Annotated in this window: 18 protein-coding genes; 11 read left to right on the top strand and 7 right to left on the bottom strand. The window is 70.1% G+C overall.

Annotated features, from left to right (window positions below; genetic code table 11):
• The first annotated feature begins 190 nt into the window (after window positions 1–190).
• From BJ988_RS22195 to nagB, 4 genes are read left to right on the top strand one after another with little or no spacing between them, the layout of a single operon-like run.
• Window positions 191–1,228 carry an ROK family transcriptional regulator gene (locus tag BJ988_RS22195; RefSeq protein WP_343051734.1) on the top strand — a complete coding sequence of 346 codons (1,038 nt, stop codon included), beginning with the start codon at window positions 191–193 and terminating at the stop codon, window positions 1,226–1,228.
• Window positions 1,228–2,670 (top strand): glycoside hydrolase family 3 protein, encoded by a 1,443-nt coding sequence (locus tag BJ988_RS22190; protein WP_179660059.1) that lies wholly within the window; start codon window positions 1,228–1,230, stop codon window positions 2,668–2,670. Before BJ988_RS22195 ends, BJ988_RS22190 begins: the two co-directional genes overlap by 1 nt.
• Window positions 2,671–2,681: 11 nt before the next feature.
• Window positions 2,682–3,602 (top strand): ROK family protein, encoded by a 921-nt coding sequence (locus tag BJ988_RS22185; protein ID WP_343051733.1) that lies wholly within the window; start codon window positions 2,682–2,684, stop codon window positions 3,600–3,602.
• A gap of 1 nt (window position 3,603) precedes the next feature.
• The gene (gene nagB / locus BJ988_RS22180) at window positions 3,604–4,401 is read left to right on the top strand and encodes a glucosamine-6-phosphate deaminase (protein WP_179660058.1); all 798 of its coding nucleotides are present in this window, start codon (window positions 3,604–3,606) and stop codon (window positions 4,399–4,401) included.
• Here the strand turns inward: nagB and galT are convergent.
• Genes galT through BJ988_RS22160 form a run of 4 tightly spaced genes read right to left on the bottom strand, consistent with a single transcriptional unit; the run spans window position 4,398 to window position 9,221 of the window.
• Window positions 4,398–5,492 carry a galactose-1-phosphate uridylyltransferase gene (galT, locus tag BJ988_RS22175; RefSeq protein ID WP_179660057.1) on the bottom strand — a complete coding sequence of 365 codons (1,095 nt, stop codon included), beginning with the start codon at window positions 5,490–5,492 and terminating at the stop codon, window positions 4,398–4,400. The two genes, nagB and galT, sit on opposite strands and share 4 nt — an antisense overlap.
• A 24-nt stretch (window positions 5,493–5,516) precedes the next feature.
• Window positions 5,517–7,085, bottom strand: coding sequence for a protein kinase domain-containing protein (locus BJ988_RS22170; RefSeq protein WP_179660056.1), 1,569 nt, complete (start codon window positions 7,083–7,085; stop codon window positions 5,517–5,519).
• Window positions 7,082–8,422 (bottom strand): FHA domain-containing protein, encoded by a 1,341-nt coding sequence (locus BJ988_RS22165; protein WP_179660055.1) that lies wholly within the window; start codon window positions 8,420–8,422, stop codon window positions 7,082–7,084. Before BJ988_RS22165 ends, BJ988_RS22170 begins: the two co-directional genes overlap by 4 nt.
• Window positions 8,415–9,221 carry a PP2C family protein-serine/threonine phosphatase gene (locus BJ988_RS22160; RefSeq protein ID WP_179660054.1) on the bottom strand — a complete coding sequence of 269 codons (807 nt, stop codon included), beginning with the start codon at window positions 9,219–9,221 and terminating at the stop codon, window positions 8,415–8,417. The genes BJ988_RS22165 and BJ988_RS22160 overlap by 8 nt, the downstream gene beginning before the upstream one ends.
• A gap of 230 nt (window positions 9,222–9,451) precedes the next feature.
• Here BJ988_RS22160 and BJ988_RS22155 point away from each other — a divergent pair, with 230 nt between their 5' ends.
• The 4 genes from BJ988_RS22155 (at window position 9,452) to BJ988_RS22140 (ending at window position 20,360) form a co-directional block, all read left to right on the top strand.
• Window positions 9,452–15,769: an Ig-like domain-containing protein gene (locus BJ988_RS22155; RefSeq protein WP_179660053.1), complete on the top strand. Its 6,318-nt coding sequence runs from the start codon at window positions 9,452–9,454 to the stop codon at window positions 15,767–15,769.
• A 16-nt stretch (window positions 15,770–15,785) separates the two neighbouring features.
• The gene (locus tag BJ988_RS22150; RefSeq protein WP_179660052.1) at window positions 15,786–16,754 is read left to right on the top strand and encodes an AAA family ATPase; all 969 of its coding nucleotides are present in this window, start codon (window positions 15,786–15,788) and stop codon (window positions 16,752–16,754) included.
• Between the two features lie 202 nt (window positions 16,755–16,956).
• Window positions 16,957–18,126 carry a DUF58 domain-containing protein gene (locus tag BJ988_RS31445; protein WP_179660051.1) on the top strand — a complete coding sequence of 390 codons (1,170 nt, stop codon included), beginning with the start codon at window positions 16,957–16,959 and terminating at the stop codon, window positions 18,124–18,126.
• Entirely contained in the window at window positions 18,123–20,360 is a 2,238-nt protein-coding gene (locus BJ988_RS22140; protein WP_179660050.1) for a transglutaminase TgpA family protein, read from the top strand. Before BJ988_RS31445 ends, BJ988_RS22140 begins: the two co-directional genes overlap by 4 nt.
• A 21-nt stretch (window positions 20,361–20,381) precedes the next feature.
• Here the strand turns inward: BJ988_RS22140 and BJ988_RS22135 are convergent, their stop codons facing one another.
• Window positions 20,382–20,747, bottom strand: coding sequence for a PPOX class F420-dependent oxidoreductase (locus BJ988_RS22135; RefSeq protein WP_179660049.1), 366 nt, complete (start codon window positions 20,745–20,747; stop codon window positions 20,382–20,384).
• 76 nt (window positions 20,748–20,823) lie between these two features.
• Entirely contained in the window at window positions 20,824–21,261 is a 438-nt protein-coding gene (locus tag BJ988_RS22130; RefSeq protein ID WP_179660048.1) for a DUF4383 domain-containing protein, read from the bottom strand.
• A gap of 159 nt (window positions 21,262–21,420) precedes the next feature.
• Here BJ988_RS22130 and BJ988_RS22125 point away from each other — a divergent pair, with 159 nt between their 5' ends.
• Both BJ988_RS22125 and BJ988_RS22120 read left to right on the top strand, forming a co-directional pair.
• On the top strand, window positions 21,421–21,690 hold the full coding sequence (locus BJ988_RS22125) for a type II toxin-antitoxin system Phd/YefM family antitoxin (protein ID WP_179660047.1): 270 nt from the start codon (window positions 21,421–21,423) through the stop codon (window positions 21,688–21,690).
• Entirely contained in the window at window positions 21,690–22,109 is a 420-nt protein-coding gene (locus BJ988_RS22120) for a PIN domain-containing protein (RefSeq protein WP_179660046.1), read from the top strand. Before BJ988_RS22125 ends, BJ988_RS22120 begins: the two co-directional genes overlap by 1 nt.
• On the opposite strand, the gene BJ988_RS22115 is transcribed toward BJ988_RS22120, so the two are convergent.
• Entirely contained in the window at window positions 22,090–23,274 is a 1,185-nt protein-coding gene (locus BJ988_RS22115) for an RsbRD N-terminal domain-containing protein (protein ID WP_179660045.1), read from the bottom strand. The two genes, BJ988_RS22120 and BJ988_RS22115, sit on opposite strands and share 20 nt — an antisense overlap.
• A gap of 71 nt (window positions 23,275–23,345) precedes the next feature.
• On the opposite strand from BJ988_RS22115, the gene BJ988_RS22110 reads away from it, so the two are divergent.
• A complete protein-coding gene (locus BJ988_RS22110; RefSeq protein ID WP_179660044.1) occupies window positions 23,346–24,497 on the top strand; it encodes a ferredoxin reductase in 1,152 nt (383 codons plus the stop codon).
• Window positions 24,498–24,521: the final 24 nt, after the last annotated feature.

Genomic DNA, 24,521 nt, shown 5'->3' with positions numbered 1-24,521 from the left:
ACGCCTCATCGTCAGAAACTGACCTTTCGGCGTCAGAATGTGACGTCTCGGCGGGGAAAAGGCCGCGTCGACTTGACGCGCCATTAATAAGTACGATGGACTAACAAACATGTCGAAGGCGAGACGGCGTACGTTGCGGCCGATCGGGAAACTGCTACAGGAAGATGCGCGGCGTCATCATCGTTCTCTGGTGCTCCAGCACCTCTTCGCGGTGGGCCCCGCGAGCCGCGCCGACCTGGCTCGATCCTCCGGTCTGACCCGGGCGACGGTCTCCGACCTGGTCGGGAGCCTGCTCGACGACGGGCTCGTCGAGGAGCTCGGCGCGCCGGTGGAGAGCCGGGTGGGGAAGCCGCCCATGCTGATCGGGCTGGCCGCCGACGCCACCCACATCGTGGCGATCGACGTCTCCGGGGACGACCAGGTCGCCGGCGCCGTGCTCAACCTGACCGGCGACGTCATCCACCGCACCACCCGGTGCCGGGAGGGACGCACCGGAAGCGAGGCCGTACGTCTCGTGACGGATCTGGTCACCGAGCTGATCGCCGGCTCCGCCCGGCCGATCCTCGGCATCGGGATCGGCAGCCCAGGTGTCGTCTCGGCCGACGGCACCGTCATCGACGCGCCCAACCTGGGCTGGACCGATGTCCCCCTGGCCGAGCACGTGCGCCGCGAGACCGGCCGACCGACGTACGTGGCGAACGACGCCAACACGGCGGTGCTGGGGGAGTACACCTTCGGGCAGTCCGGCGACGGCGGGCTGATGCTCGTCCGGGTCGGCACCGGTGTCGGTGCCGGCCTCGTGCTCGAGGGCGCGCTGCTCCATGGTTTCGTCGACGCGGCCGGTGAGGTCGGCCACGTGACCGTCGACCCCGGAGGCGCGCTGTGTGCGTGCGGCCGCTCGGGCTGCCTGGAGACCTTCCTCGCGGTGCCGCGCCTGCGGGAACGCATCGAGACAGGCCACGACGATGCGCTCGTGGAAGCCGGAGAACATCTTGGAAAGGCACTGGCGCCCGTGGTCGGAACCCTCAACCTTCACGAGCTGGTCCTCTCCGGGCCGGCCGATCTCCTCGACGGACCGCTGCGGGAGACCGCCGATCGGATCATCCGCGAGCGGACGATGCCGGTCAGCGGCGAGCGGCTGGAGTTCCGTACGTCCACGCTCGGCGAGGACGTCGTCATCGTCGGGGCTGCGGTGCTCGTCCTCGCCGGCGAGCTGGGAGTGTCGTGATGCCGCCCTCCTCAGCCGTCGAGACCCTGGCGCTGCGCGTCCAGGTGTCCGCCTTCGCAGGCTCCACGCTGCCGGCCGACTACGCCGACCTGCTCCGCGAGGGTCTGGGCGGCATCTGCCTCTTCGGCACCAACACCGAGGCCGGTGAGGAGTCCGTACGCCGCCTGGCGGCCGAGATCCGATCCGCCTCCGCCCTGGGTGGTCGGGTCCCGGTGATCACCATCGACGAGGAAGGCGGGGACGTCACCCGGATGGAGGCGCTCACCGGCTCCTCGGTGCTCGGCGCCGCCGCCCTCGGTGCGGCCGACGACCTCACGCTGACCGAGGAGACCGGCCGGGCCGTCGGAGTGCGGCTGGCGCGAGCCGGCATCAACCTCGACCTGGCACCCGTCGCGGACGTGAACTCCAACGCCGACAACCCGGTGATCGCGACGCGGTCGTTCTCCCACGATGCCGGCGTGGCCGCCAAGCACGTCGCCGCCTGGGTGCGGGGCCTGGAGTCGGCCGGCGTCGCCGCCTGCGTCAAGCACTTCCCCGGCCATGGCGACACCGGCCAGGACAGCCACGTCGCCCTGCCCGTCCTCGACGCCGACCTGGCGACGCTTCACGAGCGCGAGCTGGTCCCGTTCCAGGCGGCCGTCGAGGCCGGTGCCGCCTCGGTGATGACCTCCCACATCGTGGTGCCGGCGCTGGACCCCGACCTGCCCGGCACGCTCTCGGCGCCGGTGCTGGGCCTGCTGCGCGAGCTGGGCTTCGACGGACCGATCGTCACCGACGCCCTCGACATGGCCGGAGCCTCTGCCGAGCGCGGGATCCCGGCTGCCGCGGTGCTCTCGCTCGAGGCGGGGGCCGACCTGCTCGTCCTCGGTCCCGACAAGCCCGCCTCGCTGGTCCGCGACACGGCCGCCGCGATCGTGGCCGCGGTCGAGTCGAGTGAGCTCGCGCTGGAGCGGCTCCAGGATGCTGTCGCGCGTATCGACCGGCTGCTCGCCGACTTCCCAGGAACCGAGCAGCGCCCGGACATCGACCCGAAGCTCGAGCAGCGCTCGATCGAGGGTGCCCGCCGCGCGCTCGCGACGGCGAGCGACCTCACCGAGCTCCCGGACCTCGCCGGTGCCCGGGTGGTGACCGTCGACACCGAGGCGAACATCGCCGTCGGCGACGTCCGCTGGGGCCTTCCTCCGGACGTCGTCCTGCGCCCGGGCGAACCGCTCCCGGAGCTCCCCGACGCACCCCTCATCGTGCAGGTGCGCGACGCCCACCGGCGCCCCGACGTCGGCCAGACCGTCGCGGAGCTACGCAGCGCCGCGGTGCTGGTGGAGTGGGGCTGGCCTGGGACGTACAACGGACGTCGGTTGCCGCGCCTGTGCCCGCAGGGCTTCTCACTGCCGGGCGTGGCCGCCGTGACCGAGATCCTGCGACGATCGGGCTGGGACCGGTGAGCCCCCGACCGGTGAGCCCCGCACTGGTGAGCCCAGCGCGGGTCGGCCTCGACATCGGCGGGACCAAGATCCACGGCATCGCGATCGGCCCGGACGGGGCCGTGCTGGCCGAGGAGCGTGCCGCGACCACCCCGGGCGCCGAAGGCGTCGTGAAGAGCGCTGCCACGGTGGTCGCGAGTCTGCGGGATGCGCTCGACGACGGCGAGATCAGCTCGATCGGGGTCGGCATCCCCGGCATAGTCGACACCCGAGCGGGCACCGTGAAGCATGCGGTCAACCTCGGTCTGGACGGTGACGCCTTCCCCCTCGCGGAGCTTCTCGGCGCGCGGGCCGGAGCGGTCGTCACTCTCGAGAACGACACCAATGCGGCCACGCTCGGCGCGCACGCGGTCGAGGACGTCGACGACCTGGTCTACCTCTCGCTCGGCACCGGCCTGGCCGCCGGCCTCTACCTCAACGGAGCGCTCCGCCGCGGCTTCCACGGCGCCGCCGGGGAGGTCGGACATCTTCCGGTCGACCCGGAGGGCCCGGTCTGCGGCTGTGGGCAGCGCGGCTGTCTCGAGCTGGTCGCCTCGGGCGCCGCGCTCGCGGCCGCCTGGCCGACCGCCGCCGGCCACCCCGCCGCCGCGCTCTTCGCGGCAGCGACCGCGGGCGACCCGGCCGCTGTCACGGTCCGTGACCGCTTCGCCGACGGCGTCGCCGCCGCCGTACGCGCGCTCGCTCTTGCCGTCGACCCCGAACGCGTCGTCATCGGCGGGGGAGTGGCGACGGTCGGTGAGCCGCTGCGCGAGGCGATCGCGGCCGCGCTCGTCAGGCAGACCGAGGCCTCGCCCTTCCTCGCCTCCCTCGAGCTCGCCTCGCGACTGAGGGTGGTCTCCGCCGCACCGGTCGCCGCCATCGGCGCCGCTCTGATCACTCCGACCAAGGACTGACATGGAAGTAGTTGTCCTCGACACCCCAGCCCAGGTGGCCTCCCTCGCCGCTGACACCATCGAAGACGTCGTGCGCCGCGGGGCGGACGCCGGCGCCCCGGCCGTGCTCGGCCTGGCCACCGGCTCGACGCCGCTGGCGACCTACGTCGAGCTCGTCCGGCGCGCCCAAGACGGCCGCGGGCCGTCCTACGAAGGCGTGGAGACGTTCAACCTGGACGAGTACGTCGGCCTCCCCGACGGCCACGAGCAGTCCTATCTGGCGACCATCCGGCGGGAGCTCACCGACGCGATCGGCATCCCTCCCGAGCGGGTCCACGGTCCCGACCCGACCGTGGCGACGCTGCCGGACGCCGGCGAGCGCTACGAGGCGGCCATCGTGGCAGCGGGCGGGATCCAGGTGCAGCTCCTCGGCATCGGCTCGGATGGCCACCTGGCCTTCAACGAGCCGGGCTCGTCGCTGGCCTCGCTGACCCGGATCAAGACGCTCACGGCCACGACGAGGAAGGACAACGCGCGCTTCTTCGGCTCGCCCGACGCGGTGCCGCGCCATGTGCTCACCCAGGGGCTCGGCACCATCACCAGAGCCGGCCACCTGCTTCTGCTGGCGACCGGGGAGGGCAAGGCCGACGCGATCGCAGCAGCGGTCGAGGGCCCGGTCTCGGCTAGCTGTCCTGCCTCGGTCCTCCAGCTCCATCCCCACGTCTCCGTGCTGCTCGACGAGGCCGCGGCCTCTCGCCTCGTACGCCGCGACCACTACCGCGAGGTCTACGCGGACAAGCCGGACTGGCAGGGCCTCTAGAGCGCCTCGCGGAGCCGCTCGGCCGCGGTCTCCGGCGGGATGTCGTTGACCCAGAGCGCGACCCCGGACTCGATGCCGGCCAGATACTTCAGCCGCCCCGGCGCCCGCCGGATGGTGAAGATCTCGGCGGCCAAGTGCCAGGTCTCCTCGCGGCCGGTCGGGGCCTGCTGCCAGCCGGCGATGTAGGGCACCGGACCGGCGTCGTCGAGCCCGTCCATCCGGCGCAGGCACTCCTGGTAGAGCGCGGCGAGGTCGTTCATCTCGTCGGCGGTCAGCCCAGGCAGCGAGCCGACGTGGCGCCGCGGCACGACGCGGATCTCGTAGGGCCAGCGACCGGCATAGGGCACGTACGCCACGAACGACTCGTTCTCCGCCACCACCCGCGATCCGTCGGCGATCTCGTCGGCGAGCACCGCACACTGCAGGCACTCGCCGGTCGCCTCGCGGTGAGCGTCGGCGGCGTTCACGAGGGACTCGATCCGCGGCGGCAGCACCGGCATGGCGTAGATCTGGCCGTGGGGGTGCTGGAGGGTCACCCCGATCTCCTCCCCGCGGTTCTCGAAGCAGAAGACGTAGGCCACCTCCGGCATCGCCGTCAGCTGCTCGGTGCGGCGCGCGAGCGCCGCGAGCACCGTCCGCACCCGCTCGGGAGGGAGGTCGACGAAGCTCTGCTCGTGGTCGCTCGTGAAGCAGACCACTTCGCACCGGCCATGTCCCGGCTGGGAGACGAACGGCTCTCCGGTCGCCTCGCCCACCGCGACCGTCGAGAGCGCCGGGAACCGGTTCTCGAAGGCCACCACGTCATAGCTCTCGGCCGGGACCTCGGTGAGCCTCCCGTCGACCGACGGGCACAGCGGGCACTCGTTCGACGGCGGCTTGAACGTACGCGTCTGCCGGTGTCCCGCCACCGCCGTCCAGGTCGCGGTCAGCCGGTCCCAGCGCAGCTGCGACCCGCCCGCCCGCGGCTCCAGGGGCCGCTCGTCGTGCACCGACCGCAGCGTCGGCTGCTCGTCGAAGAACCAGATCTCGCGACCGTCCGCCAGCTTCGCTGAGGTGGCCACAGGGTCGGTCGGCACCGGTGTGTTCTGCATGCGCCCAGTATCGCCTGCGGCGAGCTACTTGCTGACGCAGGCCTGGGCGGCACCCTGGGAGACGTTGCCGTTCTCACCCAGGGAGCGGACCTGGATGCAGACCTTGGTGGCTCCCTCGAGGCGTACGACCGCCTTGGGGCGGCTCACGTTCCCGCTGGTGGAGTTGTCGCCGACCCACTTGTAGCCGGTGGCTCCGGGGACGCCGGACCAGGTGAAGACGGCGCGGTTGCCGTTGAGCGTGCCCTTCACCTTGCCTGGGGCGGCGGGCCCGGTGACGCCGGGGAGGTCGGTCTCGACGGGTGGGGGCGGGACCTCGTCGGGCTTCTCGTCCTCGCCACCACGGGAGAGCATGATGCCGATGGTGGCGGCGACGAGGAAGAGGACGACGACGCCGATGATCGCCGGTGTCTTGCTGCGGGTCTCGCCCGGGCGCGCGCCGGTGAGGACGGAGGGGCCCTCCTCCGTACGCGGGTAGCTGAACCGGGTGCGGTCGCCGGAGGGCGAGCCGGCATCGGCCACAGGCGTAGACGCGAGCGAGGCCGGGGGCTGGGTGATCGGCGCCTGCGCGATGACCTGGGAGGGCGGCTTGAGCTCGGTGGCCTTCTCCATCTCCGGGTCGGTGGGTGGAGAGGGAAGACGCGCCCGGCCCGAGCCGGTGGTCGGCCCCTCACCCCGCGCGGCCGGGATGTCGGGAACGACCGGGATGGAACCGCTGCCGCCGGCGTCGCGGTCGAGGACCTGCACCTCGGTGCGTCCGAGCCGCAGCTCCTGCTCGATCCGCTGGAAGTGTCGGGCCAGGTCGAGGGCCGTCCTCGGCCGGTAGGTCGGGTCCTTCGCCATCGCCTGCTGGAGGACCCGGTCCAACGACGGAGGTACGTCGGGCCGACCCGTCGCGGGCGGAGCCGTGTGCAGGATGCGGGAGAAGACGGCGCGGTCGGAGTTGTTGCCGCGCTCTGCGAACGGCGACCGGCCGACGAGGAGGTGCCAGACGGTTGCGGCCAGCGAGTAGACATCGGAGGCCACCGACCCGTTGGACGCGGAGGTGAGGACCTCGGGCGGCGACCACGGCAGCGAGACCCCGATGTCGCCCTCGTCGTCGCGCGGACGGCCGGCGATGCCGAAGTCGGCCAGACCAGGCACGTCGTAGCGGGAGAGCAGGATGTTGGACGGCTTGATGTCGCGGTGGATGATCCCGGCGCGGTGCGCGGTCTCGACCGCGGACGCCATCTGGATCCCGAAGCGCAGCGCGTCCTGCACCTTCATCGGGTTGTTGCGTACGCGAGCACCGAGGTCGTTGTTGGGGTAGTAGCCCATCACCAGGTACGGGCGGCCGTCGGGCGTCTCACCGGCGCTGTGCACCGGCACGATGAACGGGTGCTCGGCCAGCTCGGCCATCACCGCCGCCTCCGCGGCGAACTGCGCCCGCTGGGCCTCGGCGAGGTCGGCGGACCGCATCAGCTTCACCGCGACCCGGACCTTCGGGTGGTGCCGCTCGTAGAGGTAGACGTCGGCGAAGCCACCCGAGCCGAGCCGGCCCAGGCAGGTCATCCCCGGCAGCTCGGGACCGAGCTCGGGGCGTGCTGCCTGGTTCACCCGAGAACCTCGTAGGTCAGGTTGATCGAGCCGGCAAGGCTCACCACGGCTCCGGGCTCCAGCGAGTACTCCTCCATCGGCCGCATCTGCTGCGGACGCCCACCGGGCAGGGTCAGATAGGACCCGTTGGCGGAGCCCAGGTCGCGGACGAGCACCTGCCACTCCTCCAGGCGCACCTCGGTGTGCAGTCGGCTGATGTCAGGCAGCATCACCTTCACCAGATGCGGAGGTACGCCGCCGGCCCCCGTGTTGCCGCTGGCATCCGCGCGGGGCGACCGCCCGAAGATCGCACCCCGGTCCAGGACGACGATGCGGCCGTCGTCGAGCTTGAGCTGGCCCAGCGCGGGGCGCGGGACCGAGACCGGCTGCTGATGTGGAGGCAGCGCCAACCGGCAGATGCGGCAGGTCGGGGAGTAGGGCGGGGACGCGTGCCCCTGCGGGCAGTAGACCGCCCACACCGTCGGCCCGCCCGCGGGCGGAACCGGGGTCGGGGTGTTGCGGACGCGGGTGGCCATGTCGTTGGGCGGGTACGCCGCGGGCGCGGGCGCAGGCGTAGGCGGGGGCATGGGGGGCGGGCTCTGCGGAGGCATGGCCGGCGGCGCGGGCTGCCGGTCGGGCGGACCCCATGCGGGCTGGTCGGACTTCTTGGCACCCTTCTTGCGCCACGGAAGCCCGTCGATGATGCCCTTCTTGGCCTCCGGCGCGGGCTGCGGCGGCGACATCGGTGGCGGCGGAACGGCGGCCGGGGGAGGGCTCTGGAACGGCGGCACGCCCGGCGTCGGCGGTGGAGGCGCGGCAGGCGGGGCCGCGGGCGGCGGAGAGGCGGCCAGGTCCGAGCGCCGGATGGTGTGGTCCATCTGCGCCATCGTCGCGTCGGCCTGGGCCTGCGCGCCGAAGTCGGGGTCGAAGACGACGTCGAGCGAGCGCGCGTGGGCGGTATCGAGTAGCGGCTGGTCCTCCTCCATGCCGCCCCAGGCGCCGTTGGCGAGCTCGGCGCGCTCGGGGACGGCGGCGAAGTGGCCGTCGGCCCACTTGCCGGAGACGTCGATGCCGTCGACGAAGACCGGCACCTCGTTGACGACCGCGGTCACCTTGGCCGGCGAGCGTACGGCGTAGCGCACTCGCGGGCCCTCGCGTCCGACGATCGCGAAGCCGGGGGCGCGCGGTCCGTCGGCGGAGAGCAGTCCGGCGATCGCGTCGACGGGCCGGGGGTCGGTCAGGGCGGCTTGGACGCCGCCGACCCGCGGGTCGCCCGGCCCCAGCTGGACCAGCGCCCAGCACCGGTCGCCCTTCAAGGCGAGCCAGTGCCCAACACAGTAGGTAGCGGTATCACTCATGAGACGACGTGATGTCCCCTGAAGATCGGGCAGAGTCCGTAGGAGCGGCGAAGAGAGAGGGCGGGGGTGTCACGAGTACCACAGTGACATTGTCGCGCCCGCCCGATGCAACCGCAGCGTCCACCAGCCTCTGGGCCAGGTTGTCGATGCTCCCGCCCACACCGAGCGTCTTGGACGCGATCTCGTGGATCTCGTGGTCCTCGAGCTCGCCGGTGAGACCGTCGGAGCAGAGCAGGAACATGTCGTCGGGCGACACGGCCATCAGCCAGGTGTCCGCCTCGGGCGACGGGAAGGTGCCGAGCGACCGGGTGATGACGTTGCGCAGCGGGTGGACGCGGGCCTCCGCGGCGGTGATCATCCCCGCCTCGACCATGGCGGCGACCTCGGAGTGGTCGATGCTCACCTGGGTCACCCCCGTCGTCGAGAGCCGGTAGACGCGCGAGTCGCCGACGTTGAAGACCAGCCAGTGGGGCGCACCCTCCGACTCCACGAGCGCCACCCCGGTCAGGGTCGTGCCCATGCCCTGCTTCTCGGAGTGACGGGTCGCCTCCGCGGTGATCGCGGAGTTGGCGGCGTGGACGGCGTCGAGGATGTCCTCGGGAACCGGGCAGACGGCCGCGAAGCGGCTCTGGAAGGTCGCCACCGCGAGCGAGCTGGCGACGTCGCCACTGGCATGACCGCCCATCCCGTCGGCGACGACGGCCACCGCAGGAAGCATGACGAACGAGTCCTCGTTCACCTCGCGGACCCGGCCGACATCAGTCGCCCCCGCGGCACGCAGGGCTGGGTATGCGGTCATGCTGTTCCTTTGCGGAGCCGATTATCGGGACATCCCGGTCAGGATGCGAAATGGTGGTGCTAAGAGCGGACACTTTAGAACATCCCGTACGGTACCGGTGAGCGTGTTCACTGAGCCGTGTGCCACGTTTGGCTCATTCGTGTGGCTTCAACCCTGACGCGCGCCTAGAGTAAGCCCGGCTTTTTGCGTCGGCTGGCCGATTGGCATGGAAGGACTTGGGGAGAGTCTTGGTGGCACGTTTCGGGATGGCGCCCGGTTGGATGCGGCGTCACCGCACCGCTATCGCGTCCTGGGCTGCCCTTGCGGTGGTTGCCAGCGGTTTGACCGTCTACGCGATCCAGTCGACGGGCTACCCCGTGCACAAGGCCGATCTCGACGACGGTGGCATCTGGGTGACCAACCAGTCCTGGGGCACCCTGGGCCGGCAGAACCGCCCGGTGGCTCAGCTCGACGGTGTCGTCTGGGCGGCCAACGAGACCGGCTCGAGGTCCGAGCGCAACGGGCTCGACGTGGTGCAGAACGGCATCGCCGTGGCCTCCGTCGACCGCGACGCCCGCACGATCACGCCGGTGAACACCAAGCTCGCCGAGGGCCTGGACGACGACGCGGTGACCGTCAAGGACAGCCGGGTGGTGATGGGCGGCAACACGATCGGTGTCGCCGAGCAGAAGACCGGAAAGGTCTGGCTCACCTCCGTCGACCCGACCACCGGCATCGGCGATCTCTCCGACCTCTCCGGCTCGGCCAAGCCCACCGAGACGGTCGGCGCGGACGCGGTGCTCACGATCGGCGCCGACGGGACCGCGTACGCCGTCTCGGCAGCCAAGCGGACGCTGACCACCTTCGCGCCGGACGGTGAGCGGTTCGCCGATCCCGTCGAGACCAAGCTCCCCAAGTCCCCGGAGTACGCGGAGACCCCGACCTCGGCGACCGTCGTCGGCGACGACGTCATCACCCTCGACGAGGCCGGTTGGCTGCTCGGTGCCTCCAAGGGCTCGTACATCGCCGTGGACTTCGGCGACACCGCGGAGAGCGCGGTCCTCCAGCAGTCCTCCGTCAAGGCCGGGGACGTCCTCGTCGGTGACGCGGAGGGCCTCAAGGCCGTAGACCTGAGGAACGGCGAGATCCGGCGCATCTCCGAGTCCGCCGGCGACCCCGCAGCGCCCGTCCGGCTCGGCGACTGCGTCTTCGGCGCCTGGGCCAACGGTTCGACCGGCTCGGTGGCGACCCAGTGCGGCGAAGGCGAGCCGATCCTGGGCGAGATCCCGACGCTCGGCCCGGCCGCCGAGCTGGAGTTCCGGATCAACCGCGGCCAGCTGGTGCTCAACGACCTGCGAAACGGCGATGTCTGGGAGATCGACGGCGCCGACATCAAGAAGATCTCCAACTGGGAGGCCTTCCAGCCGCAGACCCAGAAGCAGAACCAGAAGAAGGACAAGCAGCAGCAGCAGACCAAGGCCGCTCAGGCGCCGAAGGCCAAGGACGACCAGCTCGGTGCTCGGGCCGGACGCACCACGGTCCTGCACGTCCTCGACAACGACTCCTCCGCGAAGGACTCGATCCTGAGCGTGGTCTCGGTCGGCAAGGCCTCCGTCAAGGGTGTCGAGGCCACCATCGCCCCCGACCGGCAGTCGGTCCTGGTCACCACTCCCGAAGCGTCCGAGGGGAAGACGACCAGCTTCAAATACACGGTCGACGACGGTCTCAAGGGCAAGGCCGGCCAGGACGACGCCAGCGTCGAGCTCAAGATCCAGGGCTCCGAAGGCACCGGCAAGCCGACCCTGCGTGATCACTACACCCCGACCGACTACACCGTCGCGGCCGGCGGCACCGTGGAGATCCCGGTGGTGAGCGACTGGCGCGACGAGCGCTACGGCGACCCGGTCACCGCGCAGTCCCCGGAGGCCTCCAAGGGCAAGGCGAGCGTGACTCCCGACGGCCTGCTGCGCTACACCGCCGCCCCGGACGCCTCGGGCAGCGAGAACCTCGGCTACCAGGTCAGCACCGGCGGCAAGGCGTCGAAGAACAAGGTGCGCGTCAACATCGTCGCCGGCGCGAACACCGCGTCCCCCGAGCCGAAGGACGACGTCGCAGAGGGGACCCAGGGCTCCTGGGTCACGATCCGGCCGCTCGACAACGACATCCCCGGCGCCGACCCGTCCGACCTCGACGCGACCCTCACCCTCGCCGGCGACGTCCCGCCCAAGGGCGGCCTCGAGGTGAGCACCGACCGGGAGACCGGCGTGGTGCGTGCCAGAGGCAGCTCTCCGGGCACCTACCAGCTCAGCTACAACGCCGGGTTCGGGGCGGCCAAGCCCGTCTCGGCGAAGATCCGCGTCGACGTCAGACCCGCTTCCCAGGCCGCGGACGAGCCGATCGCCACCCCGGACACGACCGCCGTGCTCGGCACCTCGACCCGCACCCTGGACGTCCTCGCCAACGACTACGACTCCCAGGGCCGGCTCCTCGCCGTGACCCATGCCGAACCGGTCGGCGAGAGCGACCTGACGGTCGCGGTGCTCGACGGACGGTGGCTGCGGATTCAGGCGTCAAAGCCCGACATCTCCCCGTCCACCCAGGCGATCCGCTACACGATCAGCAACGGCGCGGCCGAGGCCGAGGGCTCGGTGACGGTGAGCCAGCGTCCGGCGCTGCGCGGTGCCGCGAACGCTCCGGAGGCGGTCGACGACGAGGCGACGGTGAGAGCTGCCGACTCCGTCTCCATCCCGGTGCTCGACAACGACTCGACGCCGTCGGGCGACCCGGTCGGTCTGGTGGTCGACCAGACCATGGAGACCAAGGGACAGCTGCAGGTGCTCGGCCAGCCGGCCGTCGGGGAGGCCTACATCGACGGCAACCGGGTCCGCTACGTCGCACCGGACGACGTGAAGGGGCCGGTCGACGTCGACGTCCGCTACGTCGTGCAGAACACCGGCGACCCCTCCGCGGAGCACTCCTCGGGCAACATCCGCGTCCACGTCAAGCCGCTGCCGAAGAAGAAGGCCGACAACTCCCCGCCGGCGCCGAAGGCGCTGGAGTCGCGGGTGGTCCAGGGCGACGAGGTCACGCTGCGCCTGCCCACGGTCGGCACCGACCCGGACGGCGACTCGGTCTCGGTGACCAGGATCAACAGCGCACCGTCCTACGGCCGCGTCCTGGCCCACGGGGCGAACACGATCACCTATCAGGCCTTCCCCAGCGCCGCGGGCACCGACGAGTTCACCTACGAGGTCAGCGACCCGTTCGGTGCCGTCGCGACCGGCACCGTGCGGATCGCCGTCGTCGCGCCCGGCGCGCCCCAGCGTCCGGTCGCCGTCGACGACCTGGTCACGCTCGACCCCAGCAAGAAGCTGACCTACGACGTGCTCGCCAACGACCTGCGTACGCCGGGGACGGAGCTCCATCTGGCCTCGCCCGACGCGGCCAGCGGCGCCGGGGTCAAGCAGCGTTCCGACGGCATCGTCACGGTCACAGGTGGCTCCGAGAAGCCGTTCCAGAACATCCCCTACCGCGCCACCACCGGCCTCCACGAGGACACCGGCGAGCTCGCGATCCGCTATCAGGAGGGCTACGACAACCCGCCGATGGCGGGGATCGTGGTCGCGGACCCGGAGGGCGACTCGGCGACGGCCACCGTCGACGTGATGGCCAAGGTGACCGACATCGACGACTCGCTCGAGGACCTCACCGTCGACGCGGTCAAGGGCCCCTCGGTCGGCGAGGACGAGGCCAAGCCGAAGATCGACGACGGCGAGGTGACCCTGCCGGTCGGCGACACGACCCGGGTGTGGACCTACCGGGTCACCGACCCCGACGGCGCCCAGGCGGTCGGCTCGATCTACGTCCCGGCGCGTCCCAAGGACGCTCCCTACCTGAAGCCGGGCTCCGAGCTCCAGCTGAACCCGGGGGAGACGAAGAAGGTCGACATCACCGACTACGTCGAGGACCCCGAGGGCGACCCGGTGGTGCTCACCACCACCGACAAGATCGTGGCCGCGCCGGAGGGGATGCTCAACACCGGCGACACCACGGCGACGACGGTGGAGGTCACCGCAGGTGAGACGAAGGGTCCGGCGGTCCTGACGTTCGAGGTCGCCGACCGCGAGAAGATCACCTCCGCCGAGGCCCACCTGGCGGTGATCTCGCTGCCGGTGCAGATCGGCAAGGAGGAGCCGGAGATCAACTGTCCGAGCACCCCGGTCGAGGTCCCCGAGAGCGGCGACGGCGCGCTGGTCGACATCGCCGCCATCTGCCACGTGTGGACCGCGGACCCGGGCGACTCCGACGACCTCGACTTCACCGCCGAGGTCGGCGAGGGGCTCGACGGGGTCGAGGTCAAGCCCGAGGCCGGCGGTCTGCGTCTCACCGCCGAGCACGCCGACGCCGGTGCCCAGGGCGCCCTGGAGATCGGCATCGAGGGCACCGACGCGACCGGTCAGCTCCTCGTCACGGTCATCGCGCTGCCGCCGCCGTCGCTCTCCCCGATCAAGCCGCTCCAGACCGAGGCCGGGAAGACGGTGTCGATCGACATCGCCGACTATCTGCAGACGCCTGTCCCGTCCGGGTCGCAGGAGGTCGTGATCACCAAGCTCGACCCGATCGACGGTGACTCGCCCGACATGGGTGAGGTCAGCGGGTCGAAGATCACCTTCAACACCCCTGAAGAGGGGCACGGCCACTACCGCTACCCGATCGAGGTCAGCGACTCGGGCAAGGACTCCAAGCGGGTCAAGGCCACCGGCGTCATCGAGGTGGACGTCATCGACGTCCCCGGTGCGCCGACGGGGCTGCGTACGACCTCCGACTTCCTCTCCAACGTGGTCGCGCTGTCGTGGAACGCTCCGAAGGACAACGGCGACGACCCGATCCAGCGTTACGAGGTCGAGGCCAACGGTGACCACGTCCAGGACTGCCCGTCGACCTCGTGCCGCATCACCAACCTGAAGAACGGTGTCATCTACGACTTCCGTGTGCGCGCGGTGAACTCGGTGGGACCGAGCCGGGAGTGGAGCAACTCGGCCGAGGGCGAGCCCGACGCCTACACCGGTCCGGTGCAGAACCTGCGAGTCACCCGCCAGCGCGACCACCGGGTCGAGCTGAGCTGGAGCAAGCCGGCCCCGTGCGACTGCTCGGACGTGCAGAAATACCGGATCAGCTGGCCGGGCGGCGGCATCAAGGACATCTCCGCAGGTCAGACAACCTATCCGGCGGCGGTGAGCACCAACGGTGACCCGGTGCAGTTCACCGTCGTCCCGCTCAACGACAAGGGCGTCAAGACCAACAAGGGCCCCTCCGCGACGGTCGAGGGGATGGGTGCGGGCAAACCGGACACCCCCGCGACGCCGACCTTCGAGTTCGCCAACACAGCCAACAACTCAGGCAAGACGGTGAACGTCTCGTGGAGCCCGGTGGCGCCCAATGGTCCCGCCCCGGTCACGTACGAGGTACGCCGCACGGGCGGCTCCGGCGAGAAGATCGTCTGCTCCTGGGTGACCGAGACGAGCTGCCGTGACGATGTCCCCAACGACGGCACGATCTACACGTACGACGTCCGGGCACGCAACGCGGAGGCGACCTCGCCGCGCGAGACGGGATCGGGAGGCTCGCCGGACACGCACATCTCCAGCTACTCCGCCGGTGGCAAGGTCGAGGCGGCAGCGACGCCGGACGCGGTCTCCTTTGCCAGCGCGACCCCGACCGGGTCCAACGGCCAAGCGAAGATCGTCTTCACCCCTCGCGCCTCGCACGGTAAGACCAACCGAGTCGAATGTGTCCGCAACGGCTCGTCCTGCGGGTCTTGGACCTACCCGCCCGAGGGCGCCGGTCAGCAGACCAAGACGATCTCGGGATTCACCAACGGCACCTCGACCCAAGTGCAGTTGCGCGCCTGCAACGACTCGTCCGGTGGCGCCGGTGCCGGGGAGTCTTGTGGCGCCTGGTCGTCGAAGAACGTGACCACCTACGGACCCCTCGGCACGCCCTCGATCTCGGCGAACGCGGTCTCCAACTCCAAGGACGTGAGGTGGAACGTCAGCTATGACCCGAACGGCAACGCAGCCACCGTCGTCGTCAAGCGGGGCAACACCGTCATCGAGCAGTTCAACACCGGCACCGATAAGGGCAGCCGCTCGGGCACGGACACGGCACCGGACTGGAGCACGACCTACACCTACACGGTGACGATCAGCGACAGCTCGCCCTCACGTAACAGCAAGTCCGACTCGGTCAGGGCGACGACGGACAACCCGCCACCACCCTCGATCAGGGCCTACAAGGGCGGCGAGTGCTCAGGCGCGAGCTGCCCTGAGCCGGACGTGGCCTGCGGCGGCACCTGCTGGTACGTCGGTGCCGAGATCACCGACAAGGGCTTCCCGAACAACGACTGGAGATGCGAGACCGACCAGACCAGGTCGGAGTGGACGGTCCGCATCGGCTCCAACGGTGAGGGCCGCGAAGCAGGCAATGGCTGGGTGGGTGCCAACAACAAGACCACGGTCACCTGTAGATCGTCTGGCCGACCGACCCAAGAAGTGACCTTCACTTGGTAACCATGAGAGAGAAACGATGACCGTCACCACTGAGCAGGCTCGCTGGTTCCACGAGACCTTCGAGAAGCTGTGCGACAACGTCGAGAAGGCGGTGCTGGGCAAGCGCAACGTGATCCGCCTGGTGCTGACCGCGCTGCTCTCCGAGGGCCACCTGCTCCTCGAGGACTACCCCGGGACCGGCAAGACCCAGCTCGCCCGCGCTCTGGCCAACACCGTCCAGGGCTCGCACGCGCGCATCCAGTTCACCCCCGACCTGCTGCCGTCCGACGTCACCGGCGTCACGGTCTACGACCAGGGCAAGGCCACCTTCGAGTTCCACCCGGGTCCGATCTTCCACTCGATCGTGCTGGCCGACGAGATCAACCGAGCCTCCCCGAAGACCCAGAGCGCGCTGCTGGAGGTCATGGAGGAGGGTCGGGTCACCGTCGACGGTTCCACCCGCGACGTGGGCCGGCCGTTCATGGTGATCGCGACCCAGAACCCGATCGAGCAGGCCGGTACGTACCGGCTGCCCGAGGCGCAGCTGGACCGCTTCCTCATGAAGACGTCGGTCGGCTACCCCGACCGGAACGCCACCGTCGAGCTGCTGATGAACTCCTCGGTCCGGGACCGGGCTACCCTCGTCACCCCGATCATCACCGCGCCGACGGTCACCCAGATGGCCGAGATGGCCGACCAGGTCTACATCGACCAGGCGATCGTCGCCTACGTCTCCGCGCTGGTCGACGAGTCGCGTCGCCACAAGCACGTACGCCTCGGCGCCTCCATGCGTGGCTGCCTCGCCCTGGTGCGCACCGCGAAGGTGTGGGCGCTCTCCGAGGGCCGCTCGCAGGTGCTGCCCGACGACATCAAGTCGCTCGCCGAGCCGGTGCTCTGCCACCGCCTGATCCTCGACCCGGAGGCGATGTTCAACGGCGTCACGGTCGAGGACGTCATCGGCGACCTGCTCACCTCGGTCCCGGCTCCCACCGAGCGTGTCGCCTGAGATGAGTCACCCGCTGGTTGAGCCGCCGGAGCCGCCACCGTCGGTTGAGCCGGACCCGCGAGGAACGAACGGGTCCGTGTCGAAACCAACACGGTCCCCTCGGCGCTCGATGAGGACTGTGTTGATCTCGACACGCCTCCGACTAGCGGCTCCGGCGGCTCGATCAGCGGTGAGGTCAGTGGTCGGGGTGGTTCGACCAGCGGTGACGAAATGGTTCGGCACCGTGACCTCGATCGGCTGGGGCGTGCTGCTCCTCGGCGCGCTCGCCTGGGTCGCCGCGACCGCGCTGGGCTGGATCGAGGCGGCCGTGGTGGCGATGGCGGCGCTGTTCCTCGTGATCGGCGCGGCCTTCTTCATGATCGGGCGCACCCGGCTCACGGTGGCCACGGTGGTCGAGCCGCCGCGCGTCGCGGTCGGTCAGGCGCTGACCGGCGAGCTGCGGGCCCGCAACGAGGCGCGCGGCCCGCTCGTCTCGACGAGCCTGGAGTTCCCGATCGGGGCAGGTGGGGTGACGTACGACCTGCCGATGCTGCTTCCCGGCGCCGAGCACACGGAGCTGTTCGTGGTGCCGACGCAGCGTCGCGGCGTGATCGACGTCGGTCCCGTCCGGACCGTGCGCGGTGACCCGCTCGGGCTCTTCCGGCGGGTGCAGGAGTGGACGGATCGCACCGAGGTCTTCGTCCACCCGCGCACCACTCATCTGGAGCCCTTCGGGGTCGGTCTGGTCCGTGACCTCGAGGGGTCCACGGCGCAGAACACCTCGATGAGCGACCTGGCCTTCCACGCGCTGCGTGAGTACGTCCCCGGCGACGACCTGCGCCACGTCCACTGGCGCTCCTCGGCGCGCCACGGGCAGCTGCTGGTGCGGCAGTTCCTCGACACCCGTCGCTCCCACATCGTCGTCATCGTCGACTCCTCGCCGATGTCCTACGACAACGAGGACGAGTACGAGACGGCGATGTCGATCGCCGGCTCGCTGCTGCGCCGCGGGATCCTGGACGAGTTCGACGTCTCGTTCGCGACCGGCGACGTGATGATGGTGCGGGCAACCGCGGCCAACGGGGGAGGGCGGTCCGCCCTGGACGCCTGCTCCCGGGCGACCCCACAGCCGACCAACCTGATCGAGACCACCGGCGAGGCGGCCCGGCAGGCGCCGGACGCGTCGTTGGTGATGCTGGTGACCGGGCGCTATCCCCAGTTCGTGACGCTGCAGCGCGCGGCCGGTCAGTTCTCGGTCGACGCCACGACCGTCGCCGTGCGGGTCGACTCCTCACAGCGGGCCGGCTTCAAGGCCGTCGCCGACCTGCCGATGCTCACCCTGCCCGATCTGGACCAGCTGCCGATCGTTCTCTCGAAGGGGCTGTCCGGATGAAGAAACACCACTCCGTAGACGCCCTCCTCCTCTTCCTGCTCGGCACCATCGCGTTCCTCGGCTTCGACGACACCTACGCCGGTTGGACCTACCTGATCGCCGGGGTCACCGGGCTCCTGCTCGGGATCCTCATCGCCTTCGTCGGCCGCGGACAGCCTGTGGTCGTGCTGGCCGTCGGGCTGCTGGCCGCCTTCTTCGTGCTCGGTGGCGCGGTTGCGCTGCACGGGCTCGGCAACCTCTCGATCCTTCCGGTCCCCGACACCATCGGCACCCTTGCCGACAACTCCGTGCACGGCTGGAAGCGGCTGCTGACCACGCTGCCGCCGGTCGACGGCGGTGCGCTGCTGACGATCCCGTACATCCTCGGCCTGGTCTCCGGCTGTCTCGGCTTCGCGCTGGCGGTGCGGATGAAGGCGGCGCTGCCGCCGGTTCTGGTCGCCTTCGCGTTGATGGCCGGCGTGATCCTGCTCGGCGTCCAGGATCCGTCCAAGACCGCTCTGCTGGGCGCGCTCTTCGGGGCGGTCGCGATCACCTGGCTCTGTATCCGCGGGCTGCGGGCTCGCGCCCTCGCCGCCGGTGGCCGCCGCCTCTCCCGGACCGCCATCGGGGCAGGGCTGTGCCTCGGCGCGGCCGGGCTGGCGTTCCTCGGCGGGCCGCTGCTCCCGGGTATCGCGCCCGAGCGCACCGTGCTGCGCGGCGAGATCGAGCCGCCTTTCGACGTCGGGCAGTATCCCTCGCCCCTGGCCGGCTTCCGGATCTACACCAAGGGCTACCAGACACCGGAGGACGATCGCCGGCTCTATGAGAAGGACCTCTTCACCGTCTCGGGCCTGCCCGAGGGGACCCGGGTCCGGGTTGCCGCCATGGATTCCTACGACGGCACCGTCTGGCGCGCGGCCAACGACTCCGGTGAGACCGAAGGTCCCGACGACACCTTCCAGAAGATCAGCTCGACGCTGCGCAACCCGCTCGCCGACGGCAAGCAGGTGCGCGGGACGATCACGATCGGCGAGGACTTCGGTGGCGTCTGGGTGCCGCTGCCGACCGCGCTGACGCGCATCTCTTTCGACGGTCCCGACACCGACTCGTTCCGCTACAACCTGGCGACGTCCACCGGCGTTCTGCCGTCGGCGCTGAAGCCGGGCGACTCCTACTCATTCACCGCCTCGGTCGCTGACGAAAAGGTCGGGGAGAAGAGCGAGAACTGGTCGGGCGGGTCGCCGATCGGTGACGAGGCCGCTCAGTTCCAGGCGCTCGCGGCCGAGTACGCGGGCGGGGGTGACTCGCCGATCACGAACGCGCTGGCGGTGGCCGAGAAGCTGAAGTCCGAGGGGACCTACACGGACGGGGAGCCGCCCAACCAGCAGTATCCGGCCGGCCACTCGCTGCGTCGTCTCGCCGACTTCACCGCCAAGGGTGGCCAGCTCGCCGGCAACGACGAGCAGTACGCCGCGCTGATGGCGGTCCTGGCCAACCAGGTCGGTGTGCCGGCCCGAGTGGTCCTGGGGGCCGTCGTCGGCTCCGACGGAACCGTCCAAGGCAAGGACATGCACGCCTGGGTCGAGCTGCGGATGTCGGACGGTTCGTGGGCGACCCTGGACTGGAACGAGTTCATGAACACCGAGAAGCCGCCCGAGCAGAACGCTCCGCAGCCCGAGGAGCTCGTCACCGGCAAGGTCGTCCCGCCGCCTGCGCCCGTGCGTCCGCCCGCGACCTCCGGCGACCCGCTGGACGAGTCGGTCAACCAGAAGGCCAACTCCCGTCCCGACGGGTTCGTCCTGCCCGGCTGGGTGGTGGCCATCTTCAAGTACGTCGGCCTGCCGCTGCTCCTCATCGCAGCTCTGTGCGGGGCGATCATCGGCGCCAAGATCTGGCGCCGCCACCGCCGCCGCACCCGGGGGACTCCCGTCGCCCGCCTCTCCGGTGGCTGGCGCGAGACCCTCGACCACGCCCGAGACTTCGGGGTGGCGGCCCCCGCCTGGGCCACCCGCCGCGAGCAGGCCTCCGTCCTCTCCGCGTCCGCGGGCATGGACGGCGCGCCGGGCCTCGCCCTCCTCACCGACACCACCATGTTCGACGAGTCCGGGCCGAAGGATGACGACGTGGAGACCTTCTGGGAGCAGGTCGGGACGCTGCGTACGTCCCTGTCCGGCTCTCGCACGCGCTGGCAGCGCATCCGGGCGGCGATCAACCCGCTGTCGCTGCTGCCCGCTCGGTTGCGGGGCAAGCGGTAGCCGCGGTTCGAGCCACCGAGGCTAGGCGTCGAGGCCGTACTCGATGACCCGCGCCGGGGTGATCCTCAGGATCTCGCGGGACAGGCCTTCCATCGGTGGGTCGATGTCGGTGAGGGCCTCGGCAGTGCCGCGGATCTCGACCATCCGCGGCTGCCAGGGGTTGGTGGACTTCAGGTCGTCGACGACGAACGCGACCTGATCGTGCTTCTGGGCGTTCTTGAACTTTCTGGACCTGCCCATCTCGTAGCCGCCGATCAGGATCCGGTGCTCGTCGTCGATGTTGAACCCGACGGGGTTGTTCTGTAGGCCCCCGTCGGGTGCGAGGGTCGCGAGCCTGCCCAGCGGTTGGGTGCGGAGGTAGCGGAGCTGCGTGTCGGTGAACTTCATGACTCCAGCGTGGTTGCTCATGTCGAGTTGAGGTCAACCCTTCTCCGGATCGACGACGTCGCGACCCTCGCTCCGGTCAGAGTGCGCCAGGTCGATCTCCTGCGTGCGGGCGCCGCCCCAGGGCCAGGCCGAGCGCGATCATCCCCGCGCCCAGGATCAGGTGAAGCCAGTTGTCGGCGTCGTTGAGGGGGACGAAGTTCGCGTGGCTGCCGTGATCGATGACCAGGCCGTAGATCCACAGAACCAGGTAGATCGCCCCGCCGCCGATCAGGTAGCCACGGGCTCCGCTCCAGGTGCTTGCCAGGACGAGGCCGGCGATCCCGAACAGGAGGTGCACGATGTTGTGCAGGATCGACACCTGGAAGATGCCGAGGAGCATGGCTTGGGACTCGTGGCCCGCGAAGGTCATCGAGTCATAGTCGGTGGTCACGCCCGGGATGAACCCGAGGACTCCGACGAGCAGAAACGTCGCGCCCACGACCGTCGCCGCGATCTGCAGCGGTGTTGCGGTCATGGACCGATAGGCAGTGGCGTTTGTCATGGCAGGAGTGGTACCCGGTTCGCCGAGCTCGTATGCCGCACCACGGCTACGTGGCTCCGATAATCGGAAGGCTTACGTTCGGAACCGGTAGTCTTTGTAGAAAAGTTCTATTTCCTGCGTTATCGTGAATGCATGAGCGAAGTGCGAGTGGGTGAGCTGAACCAGCAGACGGGCAGGGTGCTGAGGCGCGTCCAAGCCGGTGAGTCGCTGGTCGTGACCGATCACGGCCGTCCCGTGGCGATGTTGGTGCCGGCGCCGACGAGCAGGTTCAGACAGCTAGAGATGCTCGGCCACATCAAGCCGCCGAGGAACACCAGCGGTCGGCTCACTCCGGTCAAGCGAGTGAAACTGTCGAGGTCGACCGACGAGATCCTCGCGGAGATCCGGGCGGACAAGATCTAGTGCTCGTCTACGTCGACACCTCGGCCATGGCGAAGCGGTTCGCGGATGAGCCTGAGTCTGATGCTCTGGATGAGCACTTGAATGCGCTGATAGCTCGGGGAAACACCGTCATCTCGTCCGTCCTGCTCGACGTCGAGTTGACCCGGGTTGCCCGACGCGAGCGCCTGGACCCCGCGACCGTCGAAGCCGTGCTGGCCGACGTCGGCTTGGTGGGCATCTTCCCGGAGGTGCTTGAGGCTGCCAAAGACATCGAGTTTCACCTGAAGGCGCTCGACTCGATCCACCTAGGCACCGCTCTGATCCTCCAGGACGAGGCGGAGGGAGACGAGGCAGTCGAGCAGGTTGTCACGTATGACGACCAGATGGCTCGGGTCGCCGAGAAACTCGGCTTCGAGGTGGTCAGCCCAGGGCGACCGTGAGAGCGAGGAGCATCGCGGGGTCGTCGAGCCGATCGCCGTACACGTCGCGTATCTGCCCCATCCGATAGCGGACTGTCTGCGGGTGGATGAACAGATCGGCCGCGACGTCCTCGCGCCGGCCCTGGTGGAGGAGCCAAGAGCGCAGGGTCTCGGTGAGCTTCTCGGCGGTGGCTGGACGCAGGTCGGCCAACGGGGCGAGCACCTGGGCGCGGAGGTCCTCGCGGGCATCGGAGTCGGCAGACAGCACCAGCTCGACCAGGTGCTGCTCGGTGTCGGACCCGAGATCCGCGAAGTGGACGCGGCGGGCGCGCTCGTAGGAGACCCGGGCCTCGCGCCACGGCTTGGCCGGCCCGACCACGGCCCGACGACCTTCCAGCGCCTTCATCAGGGGCCGTCGGCGGTGACCGTGGGCGTCGGGGACGAGCATCAGAGTGTGGTCGTTCAGATCGCGTAGGTCGTCGAACTCCAGCGTGGACTGGTTGACCTTGGCGAGGATGCTGCCGACCTGCGAGTTCGGCACGAGCACGGCGGTCAGCGTGCTGGGCGGAGTCCACTCGGCGCGCGCTGCGGCGTCATCGAGCTCCTCCGGGGTCGTCGCCTCCGCCAGCAGCCTCCGGGCCAGCCGTTCGCGCAGCTGGCGCTGCACACGTCCGGTGGTGGCGCGTTCGTCGGCATGTCCGGCGGCCGAGGCCTCCGAGATCTCGTCGATCCAGGCGAAGACCAGCGCGGAGAACTCGACCAGCATCGCCGGTTCCATGCCACCTTCGACGGCCTTGCTGGCGAGCTGTCTCCAGGCGACCCTGGCGCCGATGCGATAGGCGGCGAGCAGGGCCTCCATCGTGCGTCCGCTCCTGGCCTCACCGCGCCCGAGGTCGTACGCTCCCTGGAGGGCCGGTGGGGTCGCGGCCGACACGTCGGCAGCGAGGCCGGCGCCGGAGGCGAGCGACAGGAAGCCACCCAGGGCCACCCCGACAGCGGTCCGGATGGTCTCGCCCATGTGCCCGGAGAGGGCGTCCTGATAGGGCGGCACCTCGGCGATGACAGCGTCGACCACGTCTTCGCCGACTTGGGGGAGCACCTCTCGGATCGAGGCGATGACCTCGGGAGTCAGCTGAACGTCATAAGAGGAGAGTTCAGGGATCTTTGGGGAACTTTTGTTCGTCACGTATAAATCCGCCTATCAGATTCACGTCGCTAACACAGGAGTTTACCTCGTTTAAGTAGCACTATGGAGACATGGCTGAGATCTCCACATCCACCGCCTTGCTCTCCCCGAGCAAGGCCAGGCGTCCCGCGCTGCGGGAGCGGCTCTCGCGCAAGGCGTGGGAGCTCGCTGAGACGATCGCAACTCCATTGGCCCCAGCCGACTACCTCGACCTCTTCAACCCGCTCCGGCCCGGTGCTGACCTGCGCGGACGCATCGTCAAGGTCACCCCGGAGACCGCCGATGCGGCCACCATCGAGATCAAGCCCGGCGCCGACTGGGAGGGCCACACGCCCGGCCAGTACGTCCGCGTGGGCGTCGAGGTCGACGGCGTACGCCACTGGCGGGCCTACTCGCTGACCCACGGCCCCCGCAAGGACGGCCTCATCTCGATCACCGTCAAGGCTGTCCCCGACGGCAAGGTCTCCAGCCACCTGGTGCGCCGTCTGCGCCCGGGCAGGATCGTCCACCTCGAGCAGGCGGCCGGCGACTTCGTCCTCCCCAGCGACCTGCGCGGCCACAAGTTCCTGATGGTCACCGCCGGCTCCGGCGTGACGCCGGTCATCGGGATGCTACGCAACCTCTTCCCGGTCACCGACGAGGGCGTCGTCGAGCACCAGCGTCTCGACGTGACCGTCGTGCACGTCGCTCCGAGCCGCCCCGACTCGATCTTCATCCGCAACCTCGAGTCCCTCGCCGAGGCGGGCGCGATCCGCCTCGTCACCCGCTACACCGGCTCCGAGGGTCGCCTCGACCTCGACGCCCTCGTCGAGCTCGTCCCCGACCTGCAGGAGCGCAGGGCGTACGCCTGTGGCCCCGCCGGTCTCCTCGACACCCTGCAGTCCTGGTACGACGCCGAGGGCCTGCCGCTCCAGACCGAGCAGTTCCGTCTGGCCACCGTCGTCACCAGCGAGGGCGGCACCGTCTCCTTCAAGGACAAGACCGTCGAGGCCGCCGGCGACAAGCCGATCCTCGACGCCGCCGAAGAGGCCGGCGTTCTCATGCCGAGCGGTTGCCGTATGGGCATCTGCTTCGGCTGTGTGCTCCCGATGAAGGAGGGCGCCGTCCGCGACCTCCGCAACGGTGAGCTCACCGTTGCCCGACCCGGCGAGACCGGGCCCGAGGGCATTCCCATCCAGACCTGCATCTCCGCCGCCGCCGGCGAGTGCGTCATCGACCACTGACCGACCACGAGAGAGCGAGACAGA

Source organism: Nocardioides panzhihuensis (assembly GCF_013408335.1).
GTDB lineage: Bacteria > Actinomycetota > Actinomycetes > Propionibacteriales > Nocardioidaceae > Nocardioides > Nocardioides panzhihuensis.
This window is presented reverse-complemented; position numbering and strand designations above follow the sequence as displayed.

Excerpts from the sequence above, each read along its gene's own strand:
- BJ988_RS22190 (WP_179660059.1), top strand. The coding sequence starts at position 1,228 with ATGCCGCCCTCCTCAGCCGTCGAGACCCTGGCGCTGCGCGTCCAGGTG.
- nagB (WP_179660058.1), top strand. The coding sequence starts at position 3,604 with ATGGAAGTAGTTGTCCTCGACACCCCAGCCCAGGTGGCCTCCCTCGCC.
- galT (WP_179660057.1), bottom strand. The coding sequence starts at position 5,492 with ATGCAGAACACACCGGTGCCGACCGACCCTGTGGCCACCTCAGCGAAG.
- BJ988_RS22165 (WP_179660055.1), bottom strand. The coding sequence starts at position 8,422 with ATGAGTGATACCGCTACCTACTGTGTTGGGCACTGGCTCGCCTTGAAG.
- BJ988_RS22160 (WP_179660054.1), bottom strand. The coding sequence starts at position 9,221 with ATGACCGCATACCCAGCCCTGCGTGCCGCGGGGGCGACTGATGTCGGC.
- BJ988_RS22150 (WP_179660052.1), top strand. The coding sequence starts at position 15,786 with ATGACCGTCACCACTGAGCAGGCTCGCTGGTTCCACGAGACCTTCGAG.
- BJ988_RS22140 (WP_179660050.1), top strand. The coding sequence starts at position 18,123 with ATGAAGAAACACCACTCCGTAGACGCCCTCCTCCTCTTCCTGCTCGGC.
- BJ988_RS22135 (WP_179660049.1), bottom strand. The coding sequence starts at position 20,747 with ATGAAGTTCACCGACACGCAGCTCCGCTACCTCCGCACCCAACCGCTG.
- BJ988_RS22130 (WP_179660048.1), bottom strand. The coding sequence starts at position 21,261 with ATGACCGCAACACCGCTGCAGATCGCGGCGACGGTCGTGGGCGCGACG.
- BJ988_RS22125 (WP_179660047.1), top strand. The coding sequence starts at position 21,421 with ATGAGCGAAGTGCGAGTGGGTGAGCTGAACCAGCAGACGGGCAGGGTG.
- BJ988_RS22110 (WP_179660044.1), top strand. The coding sequence starts at position 23,346 with ATGGCTGAGATCTCCACATCCACCGCCTTGCTCTCCCCGAGCAAGGCC.